At 67.7% G+C, this 19016-nt stretch carries 15 protein-coding genes; 8 read left to right on the top strand and 7 right to left on the bottom strand.

Annotated features, from left to right (window positions below):
* Nucleotides 1-209: 209 nt before the first annotated feature.
* Nucleotides 210-479, bottom strand: coding sequence for a 30S ribosomal protein S20 (gene rpsT, locus M673_RS17030; protein WP_061977464.1), 270 nt, complete (start codon nt 477-479; stop codon nt 210-212).
* A 345-nt stretch (nt 480-824) separates the two neighbouring features.
* Between rpsT and M673_RS17025 the strand changes: the two genes are divergently transcribed.
* Both M673_RS17025 and M673_RS17020 read left to right on the top strand, forming a co-directional pair.
* Nucleotides 825-1496, top strand: coding sequence for a tetratricopeptide repeat protein (locus tag M673_RS17025; protein WP_061977462.1), 672 nt, complete (start codon nt 825-827; stop codon nt 1494-1496).
* A gap of 9 nt (nt 1497-1505) precedes the next feature.
* On the top strand, nt 1506-2744 hold the full coding sequence (locus M673_RS17020) for an endo-1,4-beta-xylanase (RefSeq protein WP_082639563.1): 1239 nt from the start codon (nt 1506-1508) through the stop codon (nt 2742-2744).
* A gap of 2 nt (nt 2745-2746) precedes the next feature.
* Here M673_RS17020 and M673_RS17015 read toward each other — a convergent pair whose 3' ends face one another.
* From M673_RS17015 to M673_RS17000, 4 genes are read right to left on the bottom strand one after another with little or no spacing between them, the layout of a single operon-like run.
* Nucleotides 2747-3883 carry an NAD-dependent epimerase/dehydratase family protein gene (locus M673_RS17015; RefSeq protein WP_061977458.1) on the bottom strand — a complete coding sequence of 379 codons (1137 nt, stop codon included), beginning with the start codon at nt 3881-3883 and terminating at the stop codon, nt 2747-2749.
* 27 nt (nt 3884-3910) lie between these two features.
* Complete coding sequence (locus M673_RS17010) at nt 3911-5440, bottom strand: glycosyltransferase family 2 protein (protein WP_061977456.1); 1530 nt, start codon at nt 5438-5440, stop codon at nt 3911-3913.
* Nucleotides 5441-5459: 19 nt separating this feature from the next.
* Nucleotides 5460-6968: a UDP-glucose dehydrogenase family protein gene (locus M673_RS17005; RefSeq protein ID WP_061977454.1), complete on the bottom strand. Its 1509-nt coding sequence runs from the start codon at nt 6966-6968 to the stop codon at nt 5460-5462.
* A complete protein-coding gene (locus M673_RS17000; RefSeq protein WP_061977452.1) occupies nt 6965-8050 on the bottom strand; it encodes a UDP-glucuronic acid decarboxylase family protein in 1086 nt (361 codons plus the stop codon). Before M673_RS17000 ends, M673_RS17005 begins: the two co-directional genes overlap by 4 nt.
* Nucleotides 8051-8691: 641 nt before the next feature.
* On the opposite strand from M673_RS17000, the gene M673_RS16995 reads away from it, so the two are divergent.
* A complete protein-coding gene (locus M673_RS16995; RefSeq protein ID WP_061977451.1) occupies nt 8692-9396 on the top strand; it encodes a LuxR C-terminal-related transcriptional regulator in 705 nt (234 codons plus the stop codon).
* 333 nt (nt 9397-9729) lie between these two features.
* On the opposite strand, the gene M673_RS16990 is transcribed toward M673_RS16995, so the two are convergent.
* Nucleotides 9730-10329 (bottom strand): hypothetical protein, encoded by a 600-nt coding sequence (locus tag M673_RS16990; RefSeq protein WP_061977449.1) that lies wholly within the window; start codon nt 10327-10329, stop codon nt 9730-9732.
* Between the two features lie 452 nt (nt 10330-10781).
* On the opposite strand from M673_RS16990, the gene M673_RS16985 reads away from it, so the two are divergent.
* The 5 genes from M673_RS16985 (at nt 10782) to M673_RS16965 (ending at nt 18189) form a co-directional block, all read left to right on the top strand.
* A complete protein-coding gene (locus M673_RS16985; protein WP_061977446.1) occupies nt 10782-11852 on the top strand; it encodes a hypothetical protein in 1071 nt (356 codons plus the stop codon).
* A gap of 143 nt (nt 11853-11995) precedes the next feature.
* Nucleotides 11996-13948: a hypothetical protein gene (locus M673_RS16980; RefSeq protein ID WP_061977444.1), complete on the top strand. Its 1953-nt coding sequence runs from the start codon at nt 11996-11998 to the stop codon at nt 13946-13948.
* A gap of 86 nt (nt 13949-14034) precedes the next feature.
* Nucleotides 14035-16293, top strand: a complete 2259-nt coding sequence (locus M673_RS16975; RefSeq protein WP_244493205.1) for a type I secretion system permease/ATPase — start codon at nt 14035-14037, stop codon at nt 16291-16293.
* Nucleotides 16290-17657, top strand: coding sequence for an HlyD family type I secretion periplasmic adaptor subunit (locus tag M673_RS16970; protein ID WP_061977442.1), 1368 nt, complete (start codon nt 16290-16292; stop codon nt 17655-17657). The genes M673_RS16975 and M673_RS16970 overlap by 4 nt, the downstream gene beginning before the upstream one ends.
* A gap of 193 nt (nt 17658-17850) precedes the next feature.
* Entirely contained in the window at nt 17851-18189 is a 339-nt protein-coding gene (locus M673_RS16965; RefSeq protein ID WP_061977440.1) for a helix-turn-helix domain-containing protein, read from the top strand.
* 42 nt (nt 18190-18231) lie between these two features.
* Here M673_RS16965 and M673_RS16960 read toward each other — a convergent pair whose 3' ends face one another.
* Complete coding sequence (locus M673_RS16960; protein ID WP_061977438.1) at nt 18232-18876, bottom strand: hypothetical protein; 645 nt, start codon at nt 18874-18876, stop codon at nt 18232-18234.
* Between the last annotated feature and the right edge of the window lie 140 nt (nt 18877-19016).

Here is a 19016-nt window from a genome sequence, read left to right as displayed (position 1 = left end):
CAAAGCGAGATGGGGCGGATTGTGGCGAGTCGTCCACTGTGACGGTTGCGTGAAGGGCGCGTGTCGCGCGCGTCGCTCCGTGTGACGATTGAATGACGCTTTGGGGCTTGCCGACCCGAAGCCTGAACGCGGAGCATCAGGCGCAAAAAGAAAGGCCCGAAGCGATGCTCCGGGCCTTTGATCGTCGATGAGCGCTGGAAGGGCTCGGATCAGGCGGCGCCGACCGCCTTCACGCGGCTCGACAGGCGCGAGATCTTGCGCGAGGCGGTGTTCTTGTGCAGGACGCCCTTGGCGGCGGCACGGGCCAGTTCGGGCTCGGCGACCTTGAAGGCGGCGCGGGCGGCTTCCTTGTCGCCCGAGAGGATCGCTTCCTCGACCTTGCGCAGGAAGGTGCGCATGCGCGAGCGGCGAGCCTTGTTGACCAGGGTCCGGCGGGCGATCTTGCGGGCGGCCTTCTTGGCCGACGGCGTATTGGCCATGTGTCGTGTCTCTCGTGTTCTCGTAGGCGGACCCGGGCGGCTACAGGCCGACCAGCATCCGACGCGAAGGGATCGATCGCCGAGGGAGGCACCAAACCAGGGTATCGTCTGGTATCGGGTTCGCCACGGCAGAACAGGCCGCATCCGAGGACGCCGCCGGAAATCTGCGCGCCTTATAGGCCGACATCCCGGCCGCGTCAACCGAAAGCCCGGGCCGGCGGCCATGCGAAAGGCCGGGCGCCGGCCTGTCGGATTCCTCCCGTCTTTAACCCTGGCCGGGCGCGGCGTTAACCTTAATCGCGAGCGGGGGCGGGCAGCCCGTCCCCTAGGCGGCGGGAGGGCGCGATGCGGCAGGTGGCTTGGGTCATGGCGGGGTGGATCGTCTGCGTTTCGGGGGCGATCGCGGGCGGGGAGGCGAGGGCGGCAAGCCAGCCGGCGCGGCCGAGCCCCCCGGAAATCACTTGGGACTGGTACAAGTCGGGCGAGACCTATCTTCGCTACAAGGTGCCCAACCCCGCCCTGTCGACGCGCTATTTCCGCAAGGCGGCCGAGCGCGGCAACGTCTCGGCCCAGTACAAGCTCGGCGAGCACTACGAGAACGGCGTCGGCGTCGCGCGCAACTATCGCGAGGCCTATCGCTGGTATCGCCGGGCCGGAGACGCGGGAGATCGCTATGCCGAGTTCAAGGTCGGCTGGTTCCTGCAGAAGGGCATGGGCGTGCGCCAGTCCTCGCGCGAGGCGGCGCGCTGGTATCAGCGCGCGGCCGACCAAGGCAATCCCTGGGGCTATCACATGCTGGGCTTCATGCTGGCCGATGGCGAAGGCGTCCGGCGCGACCCCGCCAAGGCGCGCCAATATCTCGAGATCTCGGTTCGCGAGACGAACGATTCCTGGGCCAAGTGGAAGCTCGCCGAACTCGTGAAGGCGCGCGAGCCCGAGCGCGCCCGCAGCCTCTACAGCGAGGCCGCAGCCCAGGGGAACACGGAGGCACGCCGGGTCCTGTCGGCGATGCGATGACCTGAGATCATGCCCCCCGAAACCATCGGACGGGCCGGGCGGCTGCGGGCCGAACGCGAGCGTCGGCGCGGGCCTGAAGGGGCGGCGGGGGAGGCGGACGCTTCCTCACCCGCAGATTCCCCCGTCTTGAGCCGGCGCAACCTCCTCCTGGGGGCGGGCGCCCTGTTCACGCTTCCCACTGAGCGGGCGCGCGCGCCCGAGCGCGCCTCGCTGCGGGAAGCGGCGGCGCGCTCTGGCCGGCGCTTCGGCGCGGCCGCGCGGGCCGAGCAGATCGCCGCCGAGCCCGATCTTGCCGAAGCGCTGCTTGTCGAATGCGACGCGCTGACCCCGGAAATCTCGATGAAATGGGACGCGATCGAGCCCGAGCCGGGTCGGCGCGACTTTTCCCGCAGCGACGCGCTTCTGCGCTTTGCCACCGAGAACGGGCGCGCCCTGCACGGCCACACCCTGATCTGGCACCGAAGCATTCCGCCCTGGGCGGAGGCCGCGCTGGCGGAGGGGGCGGGCTGGGCGCCGGTCGCGGCCCATTTCGAGGCCGTGCTCGGGCGCTACGGCAATGAGATCGCGACCTGGGACGTGGTGAACGAGCCGATCGACACGGGACACCGGATGGACGGCCTGCGGGACGGCACGTTCCTGCGCGCCTTCGGGGAAGGGTATATCGAGCGCGCCTTTCACGAGGCGCGCGCCCATGCGCCCGGCGCCGTCCTGTTCCTCAACGAATACGGGCTCGACTACGACATTCCCGTGGAGCGGGACCGGCGTTATCTCTTCCTCAAGCTGGTGGAGCGGTTGAGGCAAGCCGGCGCGCCGCTCGGCGGCATCGGCCTCCAGGGCCATCTCGACCTGCGCAAGGGGCCTTTTTCCGAACCCCTCTTCGCCGGTTTTCTGCGCGATCTCAGCGGGTTCGGCCTCGAAATCCACATCACCGAACTCGACGTACGCGAGCACGACCTGACCGCGCCGCCCCTGGTGCGCGACCGGCTCGTGGCTGAGATCGCCAAGCGCTATCTCGACGTGGCGCTGGACTGCGCGGCCGTGCGCGCCGTCTCCACCTGGGGCCTGTCGACGCGCCATTCCTGGCTGGCGATCGAGCCGGAGGATCTGGATTTTTACTGGCGCCTCGTCGGCGGGCAAGGCAAAGGCCCCGGCTTCAACCGGGGCCTGCCCTATGATTCCGACATGCGCCCCGCGCCGATGCGCGAGGCGATTCTGGCGGCCTTCGAGCGGCGCCCGCTCGGCTTCTGAGGTCAGACCACCAGCCGCGAGCCCTGCAACTCGCCAAGGCTGGTTGCGGCGCGGTCCACCGGCCGTCGGGCCGACGCCACCCATTCGATCAGCTCGCCCATGCCCTCCTCGAAGCCGCGCTTGGGCGCGATGCCGAAATCGCGCTCCAGCTTGGAAATGTCGGCGAAGCAGTGCCGGATGTCTCCGACGCGGTAGCGGCCCAGGATCTCCGGCGCGATGTTCTTGTGCAGGAGCCGGGCGAGCACGCTGGCGATCTCGCGCACCGTGATGGAGCGGCCCGAGCCGACATTGTAATAGTCCCAGACCGAGCGCTCGCTTTCCAGAACCGTGGCGAAGGCGTTGGCGACGTCGTGCACATGCACGAAGTCGCGCCGCTGCGAGCCGTCCTCGAAAACCAGCGGCGGCTGGTCGTTGAGAAGGCGCGAGATGAAGATCGCCGCGACCCCGGTATAGGGGTTGGACAGAGCCTGTCGCGAGCCGTATGCGTTGAACAGGCGCAGCGCCACGGTGGGGATGCCGAGCGCCCGGCCGACGGACAGGAACATCTCCTCGTGGTCGCGCTTGTTGACAGCGTAGATCGAGGCGGGCTGGAGCAGCTTCTCCTCGTTGGTCGGCACAGGGGCGAGCGCGTTGCCCTCCTCGTCCTCCAGCTCCCACTCGCGGGCCAGCAGCTTCTCGTGCGGGCGCAGCGGCGGGGCGACCGTGCCGCAGGGGCCGCGATAGGCACCCTCGCCATAGATCGACATGGAGGAGGCGACCGCAATGCGCTGAATCCCGTGCGGCCGGCGCGACAGGGTCTCCAGCATGATCGCGGCGGTCATGACGTTGTTGCGGACATAGTCCGTGATGTTCGTCATGGACTGGCCGACGCCGACCGAGGCGGCGAGATGGGCGAGATGCGTGACGCCGGTGAGCGCCGCCTCGAACACGCCGTCGTCGAGGAGATCGCCCCGGATGCGCCGGGCGCGGCGGTCGAGATAGACGGGCCAGCCGTCGGCATCCACCTCCGCGTCGGCATGGACCTGGGGCTTGAGGCAGTCGAGCACGCTGACCTCGAAGCCGCGTTCGAGAAGCTGGTCGACAAGGTGGGAGCCGATGAAGCCGGCGCCGCCGGTGACGAGAACATGACCTTTGGACATGGGAGTTTTCCTTTGAAACAGGGGGGGTCAGAGGGCGATGCCGGGCACGGGGGCCTCGGCTTCCACTATGCGATTGCGATTGGCGGGAGCGGGCGGGGCGAGATCGACCCCGAGCCGTACGACGGCGGGCTGCGAGCCGGAGACGGCGCGCACGAGTTCGTGGTTGGCGTCGATCTTCACCGTGCGCTCCCAGACGAGCCCGCGATCGCGCAGGAACATCCAGAAGCCGATGGCGAGCGGAATCAGCCAAAGCAGCCACCAGACGACGAGCGAGGCCGGGTTGACGCGCAGGAGATAGCGAAGCCGATCGGCCCGCTCGGGCAGGATCAGCGCGGCGCGCTGCCAGACCGAGCGGTAGATCGCGCCGAGCGTCAGCGCGAAGACCGCGAGGTTCACGACGGCGAGGCCCAGCGTCCAGGGCGGCACCGGACTGTCGCCCGCGCTCCAGGCGGCAAGCGCCCAGAGCCCCATGGGCAGGCCGATCGCATGGGCCGAGAGCGAAAGGCAGGGGCCGAAGTTCAGCCGCGCGCGCAGGCGCTGCCAAGGCGTCATCCCCATGTCCTTCAAGGGCTGGGCGAGGCTCTGGAAGAAGCCGCAGACCCAGCGCTTGCGCTGCGTGATCCCATGCCCGAGCGTCGAGGGAACCTCCTCGATCAGCGGGTTCTCGATGATGCCGATGCGCTTGCCGTTGGCCCAGAAGCGCATGCCGACCTCCGGGTCCTCGATCGTGATCCAGGGATGGAAACCGCCCAGCGCCACGAGGTCGGAGGCCCGGAAGAACAGGCCCTTGCCCAGCACCCAGTAGGGCTGGCGCCCCCCGGCCGAGAGATGGGGATAGAGGAACCCGTCCCAGGCCATGTGGTCGAAGGCGTGCCAGGAGGCCGAGATGGAGGTGAGGAGATTGCCGGCGATGTTCTGCGCCTGCAGCACGTCGTAGTGCCGCATCCCCGCCGAGGCGGCGAGGAAATGGTCCGGCGGCGGGCAGCTGTCGGCGTCGATGTAGTTGACGAGGAAGTCTTCCCCGCCGGCCATGTCCTCGGCCAGCGTGTAGAAGGCGTAGATCAGCTGGCGCGTCTTCTTGGGCGGCAGTGCACTGACGCCCGCCCGCTTGCCCTTGTGCCACCAATAGGCCTTCGGATTGGCGTTCCAGCTGTCCCACACGACCTGCCAGGACGGATCGCTCGTCGCGGGAACCTCGACGATCTGCAGGAAGGCGAACTCCTGCGCCAGCCGCCGCAAGCTTTCCACGGTGGCCGTGTCGTTGGCGTTGGGAATGGCCACCACGCGGTAGCGCGAAGCGGGATAGTCGATGCGGGCGAGCGACAGGAAGGTCGTCCGCATCGTGGATTCGAGTTCGCGCAGCACGGGGTAGAAGAGCACGATATAGGGGTGCTCCTCCGGCCGGCGGCCTTGTGCCTCGCGCGGGTCCACCCAGTCCACCGGCAGACGCAGGAAGAACAGGCCGAGCCCGAGCGAGAGGGCATAGAGGATCTGGGACAGGAGGAAGGCGGACACGAGAATCGTGTCCGCGCCCCCCGCCCACGCTTGAGCGTGCATGGGGCCGTCTCCCTTCGCGTCAGACGGCGTGGCCGTTGAGCCCGGCCTTGGCCGCCTTCGCCGCCGCGACGAGCGCGAGCGGCGGCAGGTCGGCGGGCGAGGGCTCGGGCAGGACGCCGGCCACGGGCAGGACGCTGGGGGCGACCGGCGGCGACGCCGGGTTGGCAAGCCCCTGGCGCAGGTCCTCCACCGCGCGCCCGCGCACCGGCTGCGGCACGGCGAGGCGCGAGCGCCGCCCGATGCCGAAGGCCCGAAGGCCCGCCGCGCGCAGCTCTTCCAGGGGGAAGAGATTGCGCAGGTCCACGAACACGTCGCCCCGCATCAGCTCCGCCACGCGGGGCAGATCCAGCGCGGCGAACTCCGGCCAGTCGGTGAGCAGCAGTGCCGCGTCGGCCCCTTCCAGGCAGCCATAGGCGCTGTCGGCATAGTCGGCGTCGGGCAGGAAGGCCCGCGCCTGGCCCATGCCTTCGGGGTCGAAGATGCGCAGCCTCGCCCCCGCCGCCCGAAGCGCGGCGAGGATCGGCAGCGAGGGCGCCTGGCGCATGTCGTCCGTGCCGGCCTTGAAGGTGACGCCGAGCACGGCCAGCGTGCGGCCCCGCACCCCGCCCATCGCCTGGATGACGCGCCGGCCCATGGCGCGCTTGCGCCCGTCATTGGCCGCCACCGTGCTTTCCACGAGGCGCAGCTGCACGCCATGGCTCTGCGCCGTGGCGAGCAGGGCTTCCGTGTCCTTGGGAAAGCAGGAGCCGCCGAAGCCCGGTCCCGGCCGCAGGAAGGCCGCGCCGATGCGCCGGTCCAGACCGACGCCGAGCGAGACCTCCTCGATATCGGCGTCCGCCGCCTCGCAGAGATCGGCGATCTCGTTGATGAAGGCGATCTTGGCGGCCAGAAAGGCGTTGGCGGCGTATTTGATCATCTCCGCCGAGGCGCGCTCGGTGAAGACGAGCGGCGCGCCGCCCTCGGTCAGCGGCCGGTAGATCTCGGCGAGGATCGCGCGGGCGCGAGCGGAGCCCGTGCCGACCACGATGCGGTCCGGCGCGCGGAAATCGGCCAGCGCCGAGCCCTCGCGCAGGAATTCCGGGTTCGACACGACGTCGAACTCGATCTCGGGCCTGGTCTCGCGCAGGATGCGCTCCACCGCCTCGCCCGTGCCGACCGGGACGGTGGACTTCACGATCACCGCGAGCGAGTGGACGCCGGCGCGCCCGATCGCTTCGGCCACCGCGAAGACCGCCGAAAGATCGGCCGAATGGTCGAGCGCGGAAGGCGGGGTGCCGACGGCCACGAACACGGCCTGCGTGTCCGCGTCCAGCGGCAGCGAGCCGGTGGCAAAGCCGAGGCGCCCGCTCGCCGAATGGGCGAGAACGAGCTCTTCCAGCCCCGGCTCGTAGATCGGCATTTCGCCGCGCCGCAGGCGGGCGATCTTGGCGGCGTCCGTGTCGAAGCAGACGACCTCGTGGCCGAGCTCCGACAGGCACGCGCCGGTGACGAGACCGACATAGCCGGTTCCAATGACGACGATCTTCATGACGCCAGCGCTCCCTCGGTCAGAGGGCGGGCCGTGTTGGCCGCTGCGAGAAGGCCCGGCAGAAGGCGCGGGCTGGGCTCGGCCGCGACGCCTTCCGCGAAATGGGCGATCGTGCGCTCCAGTCCGGTGCGCAGCGGCACGCGGGGCTCCCAGTCCAGCAGGGCTTTCGCCTTGCCGATGTCGGGCCGGCGGCGGCGCGGATCGTCCACCGGCAGCGGCCGGCGCACGATGCGCGAGCGCGAGCCGGTCAGCTCCATTACCAGATCGGCCAGCTCGTCCATCCGCGTTTCCACGGGATTGCCGAGATTGACCGGGCCGCGCGGGTCCGTGTCCAGCGCCATGAGCGCCAGGAAGCCGGCGATCAGATCGTCGACATAGCAGAAGGAGCGCGTCTGCGACCCGTCGCCATAGACCGTGATGTCCTCGCCGCGCAGCGCCTGGACCACGAAGTTGGAGACGACGCGCCCGTCGTCCGGGTGCATGCGCGGCCCGTAGGTGTTGAAGATGCGCGCCATGCGCAGCTCGATCCCCGCGCGGGCGCAGCCATCGGTGAACACGGCTTCGGCGAAGCGCTTGCCTTCGTCGTAGCAGGCGCGCGGGCCGACCGGGTTGACATGGCCGGCATAGGTCTCGGGCTGGGGGTGGATGTCCGGGTCGCCATAGACTTCCGAGGTCGAGGCGTGGAACACCCGCGCCCCGTCCTCGGCCGCCCGCTCCAGAACGCGCCGCGCCCCGTCCGCGCATATGAAGAGCGTGCGCACGGGGTCGCGCTGGTAGTGCGGCGGCGAGGCCGGGCAGGCGAGATTCCAGATCTCGTCGAAGCGCGGCAGACCGGCCGGAAAGGGCAGAACCACGTCCTGCTCCACCAGCGTGAAGCGATTGGTCGCCACGAGCGTGCGAAGATTCTCGCGGCTGCCCGTGGCGAAATTGTCGATGCACACGACATGATGGCCGCGCGCCAGAAGCGCCTCGCAAAGATGCGTTCCCAGGAAACCGGCGCCACCGGTCACGGCGATGCTTTTGCCGGAAGGATTTCGCGGCATGGCAGGGGCCGGCGATGCCGGCCAATCGTTAAGTTTCATGATAAACCGCCGACGTTCGAGGAAGGATCGTCAGGATTTCCCTGACGGGTTTCTTCAAGATCGGGTCAAAACCCGGCGAGAGCCGAGAGAAGACCTGTCAAACGCCGCAATCGTGCTTCGATTACTTACATAGGAAGTTTTGGCGCGCAAGCCTTGGGCAAGCTTCGCACCGCCGCCGCTCCATGCTGCCCCGTTCTTGGGCAGAAAGGGGTGCGGCGAGGGGGATTGAAGGCTTCTTCAAGGTGCCTTTCCCGCCGTTTCGCAAAAAGCGAGCGGGAGCAGCCAAGCCTCGCCGGGTGATCAACCGGCGGTTCCGCAACGGCCGCACACGAGTAGACGTGCTTTCTACTTTTCGGCGCTCGTGATGGCGCGTAACAACTTTGGGTTTTATACAATTGCGAGGCGTGCTTCCCCCCTTTGGGTGAAGCGGAGCTCGAGCAAGTGCAATAAACCAGTTCGGCGCATGTCATTCGCGCTTGAGAATGGAAAATGCTGTTCGCTGGGAACTGAATATGCTTGATTTTCTCATAACCTGACGCCCTTATATCAGGAATTGCACGACAAAGATGTGGGGACGTTGGGATAAGTTGTAGCGGGGATTTTCCCGACACAAGAAAAACAACCCAAGAAAGGGAGGGGGCATGTGCATCGTCTTGCTGGTTACGAACGAGCCTTGTTTCGCGGCCGGTTTCGTCAGCGTGATGGAGCGGCAGGACGAGCCAGGCCTTGAGGTTCAAGCCTGCGTCACCGACCTTCTCGGCGGCATCGAGGCGGCCCGCCTTCCCGGCGCGGACGTGGTGGCGGTCGACGCCGCCATGCCGGGCTTCGACAACGACGCGCTCGTCGCCTTCTGCCGTGCCTTGAACGGGCGTTCAGGGCTTCTGCTGCTCGGCCACGCCAAGACGCGCGAGGCGGTGGAAGCGGCCTTCTCGGCAGGGGCGCGGGGCTATCTCCTCAAGTCGGCGCGCGAGCCCGACCTCGTGGACGCCGCGCGGCGCGTCGGCGGCGGCGAGACCTATCTCGATCCGCGCCTCGTGCCGATCATGACCGCGCCCCAGCCGGCGCGGCTCGACAAGGCGATCTACACGCCCTTCGGCGCCCTGCCGAGCCGCGTCTCGGCGCGCGAGATGTCGGTCCTGCGCCGGACGGCCTATGGTTACAGCGCCAAGGAGATCGCCAGGGATCTCGACATCAGCCAGAAGTCGGTCGAGACCTATAAGGCGCGGGCCATCGCCAAGCTCGGCCTCGCCTCGCGCTCCGACATCATCCGCTATGCGCACAGGGCCGGCTGGTTCAACTCGATCACCGAGTTCGAGACCCAGCAGGACGAGCGCCGGCCGCACTGATCCCGCATCGTCGACGAGCTTGGGCCTGGAGCCCTTGAAAGCCTCGCGCCTCTGAAAGCGCGGGGCTTTCTGTTTGTCGTCATAAACTTGGCCATGGATCAGCCGTCACGCGTCCGCGTGCCCTCCGAGCCTTGCGCTCTAACCCCCGGACAGCCCGGTTTGACCATCCTTCCCCAAGGCTTCGTCAGGCGTTCCCGGCGCCTCGATGAAAACACCCAGACACGCCGTTCCCCAGGAATTTTGGGTGATGCAACTGCAGTGAGGAGAAGGGAATGGACGTCTCCTCCCACACCGCGTCAGCCTTACATACAACTATAGACTGAAAATTGTCCCTCACGCGCCGCCATCCTCTCTCGAGCGCCCGCGCGGGCAAGCGCGCAGGCTGGCCTCCAGGCGGGGCAGAAACGTCCAAAGATCCCGGTTCAACTCATTCATCGCCCTGATCTCACCGCGGATGGCCTCCAGGCGCTCGCTATCCATCGACTTGGCCGCGCCGAAGCGCAGGCCCTTGGCGCGCTCCTCCAATCGCATCGCGTGCGTATGGGTGATGTGCCCCGCAGCGTCCACCGTGAACATGGCGTGGAGCAGGTCGTTGCGCAGCCGCGTGCCCGTGTCGAAGCGGGTCATGAGCCGCTTGATCTCGCCCGACAAGGCACGGTCCGTCAGCTTCACACGGGCGAGCCGCTGCACGAGATCGACCCGAGCCCGGCTGGTGTTGAGCGTGCCGAAGACGATCAGCGCCGCTTCCCGGTCGCAGCCCAGAAGCAGCATGATGAAATAGACCAGGAGACTCTCGTTGTTGGACCAGCTGAAGGAGAGCTGGCCGATCAGCGTGAAGACGTCGCCCCGCGCGGCCGTGGCGCCCGCATCACGCGCCGCCGCCTCGATCGTCTCGAAATCGGGTCTCGGCGGCAATTGGCTCGGCGGCTTCATGCGGGGCTTCCCTTTTTCTTTGAATCGATGGGCTGTGCCCAAGTCCATCCGGCCGAAAATCTTGCTGCGAATGCGAAGAGACTTGGCCTCTCATTCTAGGGGCGGTCGATCTTCTTTCTCTTCCTGACGGAAAACTCCCGACGATGCGCTGGGTTCTTCCCCGCAAGACAAAAGCTTCGTCTTCAGCAATCTTAACGATGTCTTAACCAGTTCGAAAGACCGGGGCGGACGCAAGGGGCGGAGTAAAGCGCCCCGGAAAAACTGCCCAAGCGGCTTCGGCCACAGGGCTTCGAGTTGCGTAACCTTTTTGCCGACGTCCCGGATCGCCGCAATCGTATCGGGCCGGAGGGCAGGAAGGCGAGGACCAACCCCATTCCATCCAACATGGCCGGATGTCCGTCTCCCGCAGAAGAGGAGCGACGGCGGCCCTTATCCTTCAACGGGAGAGAATCATGAGCGTCGATCGCAACGCCACCGCCTTGGCCGGCTCCGTCGCGGAAGCCTATGTCAATTCGCCGAGCTACCAGAACCAGGGCAACGACCAGTCGGCCGATGGTTCGAACGTCAGCAGCGACCTGTCCGACAACAGCGACACGAATTCGAACAACGACAATTCGAACAATTCGAACCAGGGCAACAATTCGAGCGTCAACGACTCCGGCAACGACAATTCGACGTCGCTGGACGTGGGCGGCGTGTCCGACATCGCCAACGACAAGAGCGTGAACGATTCGGGCAACGACAATTCGGACAATTCCAACCAGGGCAACGACTATAGCGACAACAGCGTCGCGGATTCGGGCAACGACAACTCGACCTCGCTGGATGTGGGCGGCGTGTCCGACATCGGCAACGACAAGAGCACGACCGACTCCAACAACGACAATTCGGACAACTCCGACAATTCGGACAATTCGAACACCGGCAACGACTACAGCGACAACAGCGTCTCCGACTCTGGCAACGACAACTCCAATTCGAGCACGAACCACTCGAACAACGACGCCAGCACCAACGTCTCGCTGGCCGACTCGCTGAACGACAGCAGCACCCATGTCGCCGACTCGTTCAATTCCGACGACGACCTGATCGACGTGACGGGCCTGTGCAACAAGCTCGACGGCATCATCGGCACGATCGGCGGCGACGCCCTAAACGCGGAAGGCGGGCAGGCACTTCTGGGAGACGGCAACGTCTTCTCCATCCAGCAGATCGCGACGCTCAACGACAGCGATTGGCTGAACCAGCCGAGCACCAGCCTGCAGATGCAGAGCGGCAGCGGCAGCTTCTCCCTCAGCTCCTCGGGCCTCTATGGCGGCACGGCGGATGCCATGCACAACGGTACGCTGACCGCTGGCGACAGCTCCACGCTTTCGGCGGGCAACAGCGCGGCGGCGGGCGTCTCGGCCGGCCACGAAGCTCTCAACATGGACATCTCGATGGGCGCGAACATCCAGTTCACCAGCGTCGACATGGCCGTGGTGGGCGGCGACGCGGGCGGGGCCGACTTCGGCGACGCCTAAATCTCCAGCCGGAGCGCCCTTGCCCCCCTCGGGCGCTCCATCCTTGGGCTCGCGTCGTCTCCCCGGAGCGGCGTGGGCCCTTTTTCCTCCTAAGCCCCGCCTAGCCCTCCGCCTAGAACCGAGGTTTCGAAAGGAGCGATCCGATGCTCATGATCGAGGCCCAGGAAACCATCGCGCGCTTCATCGGCCTGTTCCGCGTCAACGAGGTCGATCCCGGGAGTCACGACCGGCTCCTTTCCGGCAGCCCGCATCTGGCCAGGGTCCATCCGCTGGCCGGGCGGGACGAAGCCCCGGAGGCACGAAGCGCCGGCCTTTCCCCTCCCGTCAGCGATCCTCACATCCGCCTCGCCAACGATCGGTTCGAGATCGAAGAGGTAACCGGCCGGCGCCTTGCGCCGCCCCATGTCGAGGTGTCGATCGACCCGCTGCATCTGCCGCTGGCCCACGCGCCCGCGACCACCGATCTTCCCAGTTCCGCCGGTTGGGAAGCGATGGGCTCCGCGCCGCACGACGCGCTCTATCACTACCGCTCGGTTCCCTCCGACTCGCTCTTCGCCATCCAGGATCAGATCGGCCTTCTCGACGATCGCGACACGCTGATCCTCGACCCCGACGCCGATCCGCTCGCCGTGGTGGGGCATGTGACGCAGCAGTTCGAGGCGATGCTGACGGCGGCAAAGGACTTCATGTCCCTCCCCAGCATTCCGCACATGCCGACGCAACTGGCCGGCGTGCTGCGAGGGACCGCCGCCTCCGCCGGCGATGAGCCCTCCGAGCTCGGCGCGCCGGTCGGACATGAGGGCGTCTTCGTCAATGGCGAGCGGCTGGAGGCCGCTCCCGACATCGCCGCGCTGGTCGAAGACATGCGCAAACCCGCCGATCTGCCGGAGGATCAGCCCTACCTCACGACCGGCGGCAATCTTTCGGTGAACCAGGCGATCCTGATCAATGTCGGGCACCTCGGCGCCGTGACCGCCGTCAAGGGCGACTGGTTCGAGGTGAACTCGATCCGCCAGCTCAACATCCATGCCGATGCCGACACGGCCGACGGGCTCGGCCAGGCCGTGTCCACCGCGATCGCCGATACGACGCGCAGCCTCAACATCGCCGTCTTCGAGCGCACCGACGCGACGCCCGGCGCCAGGCCCGGCCTCGATCCGCGCGACGGCTTTCCCGCCAATTACAAGGTGGACGTGATCGAGGGCAATCTGGAGATCGCGAACTTCCTGCGGCAGGTGAAGCTGACGCTGGACGGCGACCAGGTGGTTCTCTCCTCGATGGAGTCCACGGTGCGCGCCGCGACCGGCGGCAACGAGAGCCTCAACGTCGCCCAGCTCTCCAAGCTTCTCGGCTCCTACGACCTCGTGATCGTCGGCGGCAGCGTCTACGAGGGCAATTTCATCCAGCAGATCAACGTCCTGAACGACAGCGACCGGATCGTCTCCGACGCCGCCGGAACGGGCGGCTCGGTCTCGACCTCCGGCAATCTCCTGATCAACCACGCCTCGATCCACAATGTCGGCGCGGTGGGGGATTTCGCGGCCTTCTCACCGGAGATGCGCGACCTTGTCTCGGCCTTCCAGAGCAAGCTCGCCAGCGGCGACCCGAGCCTTGGCTCCGATCTCGCCTTTCTCGGCGCCCACAATGTCCGCGTTCTCTACATCACCGGCGACGTGATCGAGATGAACGTCATCTCGCAGATCAACATCCTGGACGATGCCGACACAGTGCGCATGGCCGACGGCACGCTGGCGCGCATCGCCAACGCGGTGGCGCCCGACGCGCAGTGGACGGTGACGACCGGCGGCAACACGCTGCTCAACGAGGCCAGGATCGTCGATGTCGATGATGCCGGCCATGTCCGCTTTCTCGGCGGCGAATACTATTCCGGCTCCATGCTGCTTCAGGCCGATCTCGTGGCGAGCGGGCCCGACATCCAGACCTTCGACACCGGGACGCTGGCGCCCGAGGTGATCGCCTTCGTCTCCGACATCCAGGGCGACGGGGCGAACCATTTCTCCAACGCCCTGTCGCAGAGCCACGCGACCCTTGCCCACGATGCGGGGGCGGACGGGGTGGGCGGCATCCTTTCCTGAGGCGGCCGCCTGTCCTGGCGCGGCCGAAAGGGCCGCGCCGCAACCGATCCAAGACCAAGAAGACGACCAAGAGGGGGATCCAAGCCATGAACGAGGAAAAACCCGGCCCGCGCCTGTCGGACCCGGAGCGCGACGCGCGCGAGCGCGAAATCTTCGCCTCCATGCAGGCGGCGGTGACCGCCATGCGCGCCGAGGGGCAGGACCCATTCCCGGCGCCCGTGTCGGTGTCGGTGCCCGAGCCAGTGCCCGCGCAGCCGACGGCAGCGCGAGCCGCCGCCGCGCCTGCCGCCACCGCGCCGCAAGGGGCGCCGATTCAGGTTGCCGCCGCACCGGCCGCAGGAACCACTGCCTCAGCGGCCCCGCGTACCGAAGCGCCGCGCGCGCCTGCCACCCCGCCGGCCGCGCCGCCGCTGATCGAGATCGAGGCGCCGCCGCTCGCGCCGGCCGCCGCCGAGCCCGTCCGGCCGCCGGCTGCGGCCGCCGCCGCGCAAGGCGCGCCCGAGCCTAAGCGCGCCGGCCCGCCGCCGCTGCGCGGCACCACGATCGAGGGCGAGGCGGGCGGACCGCTCCTGCCAGAAGGTAGAGCCGCCGCCAACGATGGCGCCTCGCAGATCACCCGCAAGAGCCAGCAGGTGAACTTCCGCGTCGCGCTGGAGCAGACCAAGGCGCGCGTCCGGCGCAACATCGCCTGGGTCTTCGCCTTCACGATCCTCGTCAACGTCCTGGTTCTGGCGGTGCCGATCTACCTGTTCCAGATCTCGGACCGTGTGCTCACCTCGCGCTCGCTCGACACGCTGGTGATGCTGACGCTGATCGTGGTGGGCGCCATCATCGGGCAGGTGACGCTCGACCTCATCCGGCGCACGATCCTGATGCGCACCGCCGTCGAGGTGGAAACGCGGCTCGGCTCGCCCATTCTGGCGGCCGCCTCGCGCTCGGCCCTGTCGGGCTCGGGCAAGGACTACCAGATCCTCGCCGACCTTCAGCACATCCGCGCCTTTCTCACTGGCTCGACGCTGCTCGCCATGCTGGACGCGCCGCTGGCGCCGCTCTTCATCTTCGCGGTCTGGCTGGTGCATCCGCATATGGGCGCCATCGTCGTCGTCTCCGTTCTGGTGCTCCTGACGGTCGCCTTCTTCAACAAGCGCGCAACGGCGGTGCATTTCGCGGAAGCCGCCGGCCACAACGCCCGCTCCAACATGACGCTCGACGCCCTGTCGCGGAATGCGCAGATCATCAACGCGCTCGGCATGATCCCCGAGGCCGTGCGCCTCTGGGGCCGGGACAACGCGGCCTCTCTCCGCTCGCAGGTCGCGGCGCAGGACCGCAACGTCTTCTTCTCGTCCCTGTCCAAGGCGCTGCGCCTCTTCGCGCAGGTCGGCATGCTCGGCTGGGGCGCCTATCTCTCGCTGGACGGCCAGCTCACCGGCGGCATGGTGATCGCCTCCTCGATCATCTCCAGCCGCGCCCTGGCGCCGGTGGAGGGCACGATCGAGGGCTGGCGCACCTATATCCAGTCGCGCGCCGCCTATGGGCGCATCTCGCATCTCCTCCTCAACTCGCCGCTGAATGTCGAGCGCCTGCGCCTGCCCCGGCCGGAAGGGCGGCTCGACGTCGACCGCGTGCTCTACGTGCCGCCGCCCAACAAGAAGGTGATCCTCAACGGCCTTTCCTTCTCGCTGAAGCCCGGCGAGGCGCTGGGCATCATCGGCTCGTCGGGCGCCGGCAAGTCCACGATCGGCCGCATGCTGGTCGGCTCCATCGTGCCGACGGCTGGCAATGTCCGGCTCGACCTGATGGACCTCAAGAACTGGGACCCGCGCCAGCTCGGCGAGAGCATCGGCTACCTGCCGCAGGACGTGCAGCTCTTCCCCGCCTCGATCAAGGTCAACATCGCCCGCATGCGCGACGACGCCCTCGACGAGGACGTGTTCGAGGCGGCCATGCTGGCCGATATCCACGAGCTCGTCGCCTCCTTCCCGCAAGGCTACGAGACGGTGATCGCCGCCGACGGCGCGCCGCTTTCGGGCGGGCAGAAGCAGCGCATCGGCCTGGCGCGCGCCTTTTTCGGCAATCCGCGCCTCGTCGTGCTGGACGAGCCGAACTCCAATCTCGACACGGACGGCGAGCGCGCCCTGGCGCTTGCCATGACCAAGGCCAAGGCCAACGGCACGACGGTGGTCGCCATCACGCAGCGCCATTCGCTCCTGCGCTGCGTCGACCGGATCATGGTGATGGACAAGGGCGCGATCTCGGCCATCGGCGAGCGCAACCAGATCCTGGCGATGATCTCCGGCCAGACGGCCGGCGAGAGCAACGTTCCCGTTCAGCGGAGAGTCCCATGAGCGCGAAAAATGGGGGCGCGACGCGTGGCCCGGCCCGGCCGGGCGAGGTGATCGAGGATTGGTATGTCGGCGTGCCGCGCACCATCCGGGGCACGGTGATCGGCGGCCTCGCGCTGTCGGTCGTCATCTTTGGCGGCTTCGGCACCTGGGCGAGCACCGCCCCGCTCGCCGCCGCCGTGGTCTCGCACGGCACCTTCGTCGCCACCGGCAAGAACAAGCAGGTGCAGCACTTCGAAGGCGGCATCATCCGCGCCATCCTGGTGGAGGAGGGCGACAGGGTGGAGAAGGGCCAGCCGCTCGTGATGCTGGACGAGACGGCGGCGCGCACCAATGTCCGCCGCCTGCTCCTGCGCATTGCCAGCTACCAGGCGCGCGCCGCCCGCCTCCAGGCCATGATCTCAGGGGAGGAGACGCTGGATTTCGGCGCGATCGAGGTGGACGCCGAAGACCGCAAGGAGGCCGACCGCGTCTTCGAAGGGCAGCGCAGCGTCTTCGCCGCCGCCCGCCGGGCGCTGGAAGGCCAGATCGCCGTGCTCCTGCGCAATCAGGAATCGCTGCGCCGGCGCATGGAGGGCTCGCAGGCCCAGCGCCAGGCGGTGGAGCGGCAGGGCAGCCTGATCCGGCAGGAACTGGCCGCCAAGACCATCCTCTTCAAACAAGGGCTCTATCGCCGCTCCGACCTCTTCACCGTGGAGCGGGCGGCGGCCGAGGCTGAGGGCTCGCTCGGGCGGATCGAAGGGGAACTCGGCGACATGCGCTCGCAGATCGCCCGGCTCGACGGTCAGATCGCCCAGGCGCGCCAGGAGGTCCAGCAAGGCGCGACGCAGGAGCTTCAGGGCATCGAGGCCGACATGGACGACATGCGCGAGCAGCTGCTTGCCGCCCAGAGCGTGCTCGGCCGCACCGAGGTGCGCGCGCCCGTCTCGGGCACGCTGGTCAAGCTGAACTACCACACGGCCGGCGGCGTCGTGGAAAGCGGCCGGCAGATCGCCGAGATCCTGCCGCGCGACGAGAAGTTGGTGATCGAGACCCTGATCAACCCGACCGACATCAACGGCGTGCGCTCGGGCCAGCCGGCGGGCGTGCGCCTCACCAGCTTCAACCAGCGCACGACGCCGCAGATGCGCGGCCTCGTCACCTATGTTTCGGCCGACACGGTGCCGGACCCCCGGCCGGGCCGCATGGGCGATGTCTATGTCGTGCGCGTCACCTTGCAGGAGCACGAGGTGGAGCGGGTGCCGGGCCTTCGCGTCAATCCCGGCATGCCGGCCGACATCTTCATCGAAACCTCGCACCGGACCTTCCTGAACTATCTCGTGAAGCCCGTGCAGGACAGCATGAACCGCGCCTTCCTGGAGCGTTAGGGGCGGTCGCTCCATCGGGACCGCCGCCGGGTCCTGCGGCGGTCCGCTCCCTTGAGTTCGGCGAAAATACGACCTAAAGGGGAGCCGAAACAACGCAAGGCTGTCTCTCGTCGCAGGGCTCCGGGCCGCCCGCGCGAACGCGGCGGCGGGTGCGTCGAACGCTCGACGCTTTATCGATTGCGCGAAGGACCACGTGCCGAACGACCCTCTCGATCTGCTGCTGGGCAAACGCCTGAAACAATTGCGGGAAGCGCTGGGATGGTCGCCCGAGCGCCTCGGCGAGGGGATCGGGGTCTCGGAGGCGCAGATCCTGCGCTACGAGGCGGGAGAAAGCCGCCTGTCCACCAGCCGCTTGTTTCGCATCAGCCGCCAGCTTCAGGTCTCGCCCGAAAGCTTCTACGACGAGATCGCGCAACTGGATCTCGACGGTCTCTTGGACGGACGGCCCGGTGCCGATGGCGAAGCCGAGCCCGGGACGAGGCCGGACGAGCGCCTTCTGCGGGGCCTGATCGAAGGCGGCGACGCGTCCTGACGTGGCGCGGCCTCGGCCTCTCCGCCTTTTGCTTAACAGGCCCTATCGTGTTTCGGGCTTCACCGCTTTCCGGTGGGCCTTATCGACCGCAGGCGCGCGGGCGATCCAGATCGCGAAGGTCGCGAGATAGGCATAGGCGCCGAATTCCAGCGTTTCCTCCATCTCCTGATGCAGGGCGTGTTCGGCAAGCTCCGCCGCGCCGAGCAGAAGGGCGGCGATGCCCACGGGCCAGACCCAGGCGAGATTGCGAAGGTCGAGAAAGCTGCGCCAGCGCGGCCGCTTGGCGAGCGCCAGCATGCCCGCGATAAGGGCGACCGCGCCGGATAAAGGAATCTTGGCCGCGCGAGGCACGCAAAGGCCCCCTTCGAAGAAGGCGCTTTCGCAGGCCGGGATTTCACGCTGGAGCGCGAGGATCGACAGCGCGCCCATCGCCACGCAGAACAGCGCCTTGGCATCGCCCGCCCGGCGATAGGCGTTTAGGAAGCCGAGCGCTGCAAAGGCCAGAAGCAGCGCCTGCGCATCCTCGATTGCGCCGTTCTCTTGGAAAATCGAGGCGGACAGCGCCATGAGCGCATGGCCTAGAAGCGGCGCCAGACAGCCGATCAGAAGCGCCGAACTGATCCAGGGGAAAGGGGCGGGACGTGGGGTCTGGGGCCAGGACGCCAGATGACCCTGGGCAATACGCATGACGTGAACTCGGCAGGAAGGCCACGCCGGGCAAGAGCGGGCCGGCGCGATCGATCCAATTTAGTATGCTAAGCAACACAAATCGTCCAGCACCCTCGTTTTTGGCGAGCCAAGTGCGGCGAGACGCAAGCGCGCTCCGC

This window comes from Aureimonas sp. AU20 (assembly GCF_001442755.1).
Classification (GTDB): domain Bacteria; phylum Pseudomonadota; class Alphaproteobacteria; order Rhizobiales; family Rhizobiaceae; genus Aureimonas.
The sequence above is the reverse complement of the archived record's forward strand: the minus strand, read 5'-3'. Positions and strand labels throughout refer to the sequence as shown.

Coding starts and splice junctions, on each gene's coding strand:
- rpsT (WP_061977464.1), bottom strand. CDS start 479: ATGGCCAATACGCCGTCGGCCAAGAAGGCCGCCCGCAAGATCGCCCGC.
- M673_RS17025 (WP_061977462.1), top strand. CDS start 825: ATGCGGCAGGTGGCTTGGGTCATGGCGGGGTGGATCGTCTGCGTTTCG.
- M673_RS17020 (WP_082639563.1), top strand. CDS start 1,506: ATGCCCCCCGAAACCATCGGACGGGCCGGGCGGCTGCGGGCCGAACGC.
- M673_RS17015 (WP_061977458.1), bottom strand. CDS start 3,883: ATGTCCAAAGGTCATGTTCTCGTCACCGGCGGCGCCGGCTTCATCGGC.
- M673_RS17010 (WP_061977456.1), bottom strand. CDS start 5,440: ATGCACGCTCAAGCGTGGGCGGGGGGCGCGGACACGATTCTCGTGTCC.
- M673_RS17005 (WP_061977454.1), bottom strand. CDS start 6,968: ATGAAGATCGTCGTCATTGGAACCGGCTATGTCGGTCTCGTCACCGGC.
- M673_RS17000 (WP_061977452.1), bottom strand. CDS start 8,050: ATGAAACTTAACGATTGGCCGGCATCGCCGGCCCCTGCCATGCCGCGA.
- M673_RS16995 (WP_061977451.1), top strand. CDS start 8,692: ATGTGCATCGTCTTGCTGGTTACGAACGAGCCTTGTTTCGCGGCCGGT.
- M673_RS16990 (WP_061977449.1), bottom strand. CDS start 10,329: ATGAAGCCGCCGAGCCAATTGCCGCCGAGACCCGATTTCGAGACGATC.
- M673_RS16985 (WP_061977446.1), top strand. CDS start 10,782: ATGAGCGTCGATCGCAACGCCACCGCCTTGGCCGGCTCCGTCGCGGAA.
- M673_RS16980 (WP_061977444.1), top strand. CDS start 11,996: ATGCTCATGATCGAGGCCCAGGAAACCATCGCGCGCTTCATCGGCCTG.
- M673_RS16975 (WP_244493205.1), top strand. CDS start 14,035: ATGAACGAGGAAAAACCCGGCCCGCGCCTGTCGGACCCGGAGCGCGAC.
- M673_RS16970 (WP_061977442.1), top strand. CDS start 16,290: ATGAGCGCGAAAAATGGGGGCGCGACGCGTGGCCCGGCCCGGCCGGGC.
- M673_RS16960 (WP_061977438.1), bottom strand. CDS start 18,876: ATGCGTATTGCCCAGGGTCATCTGGCGTCCTGGCCCCAGACCCCACGT.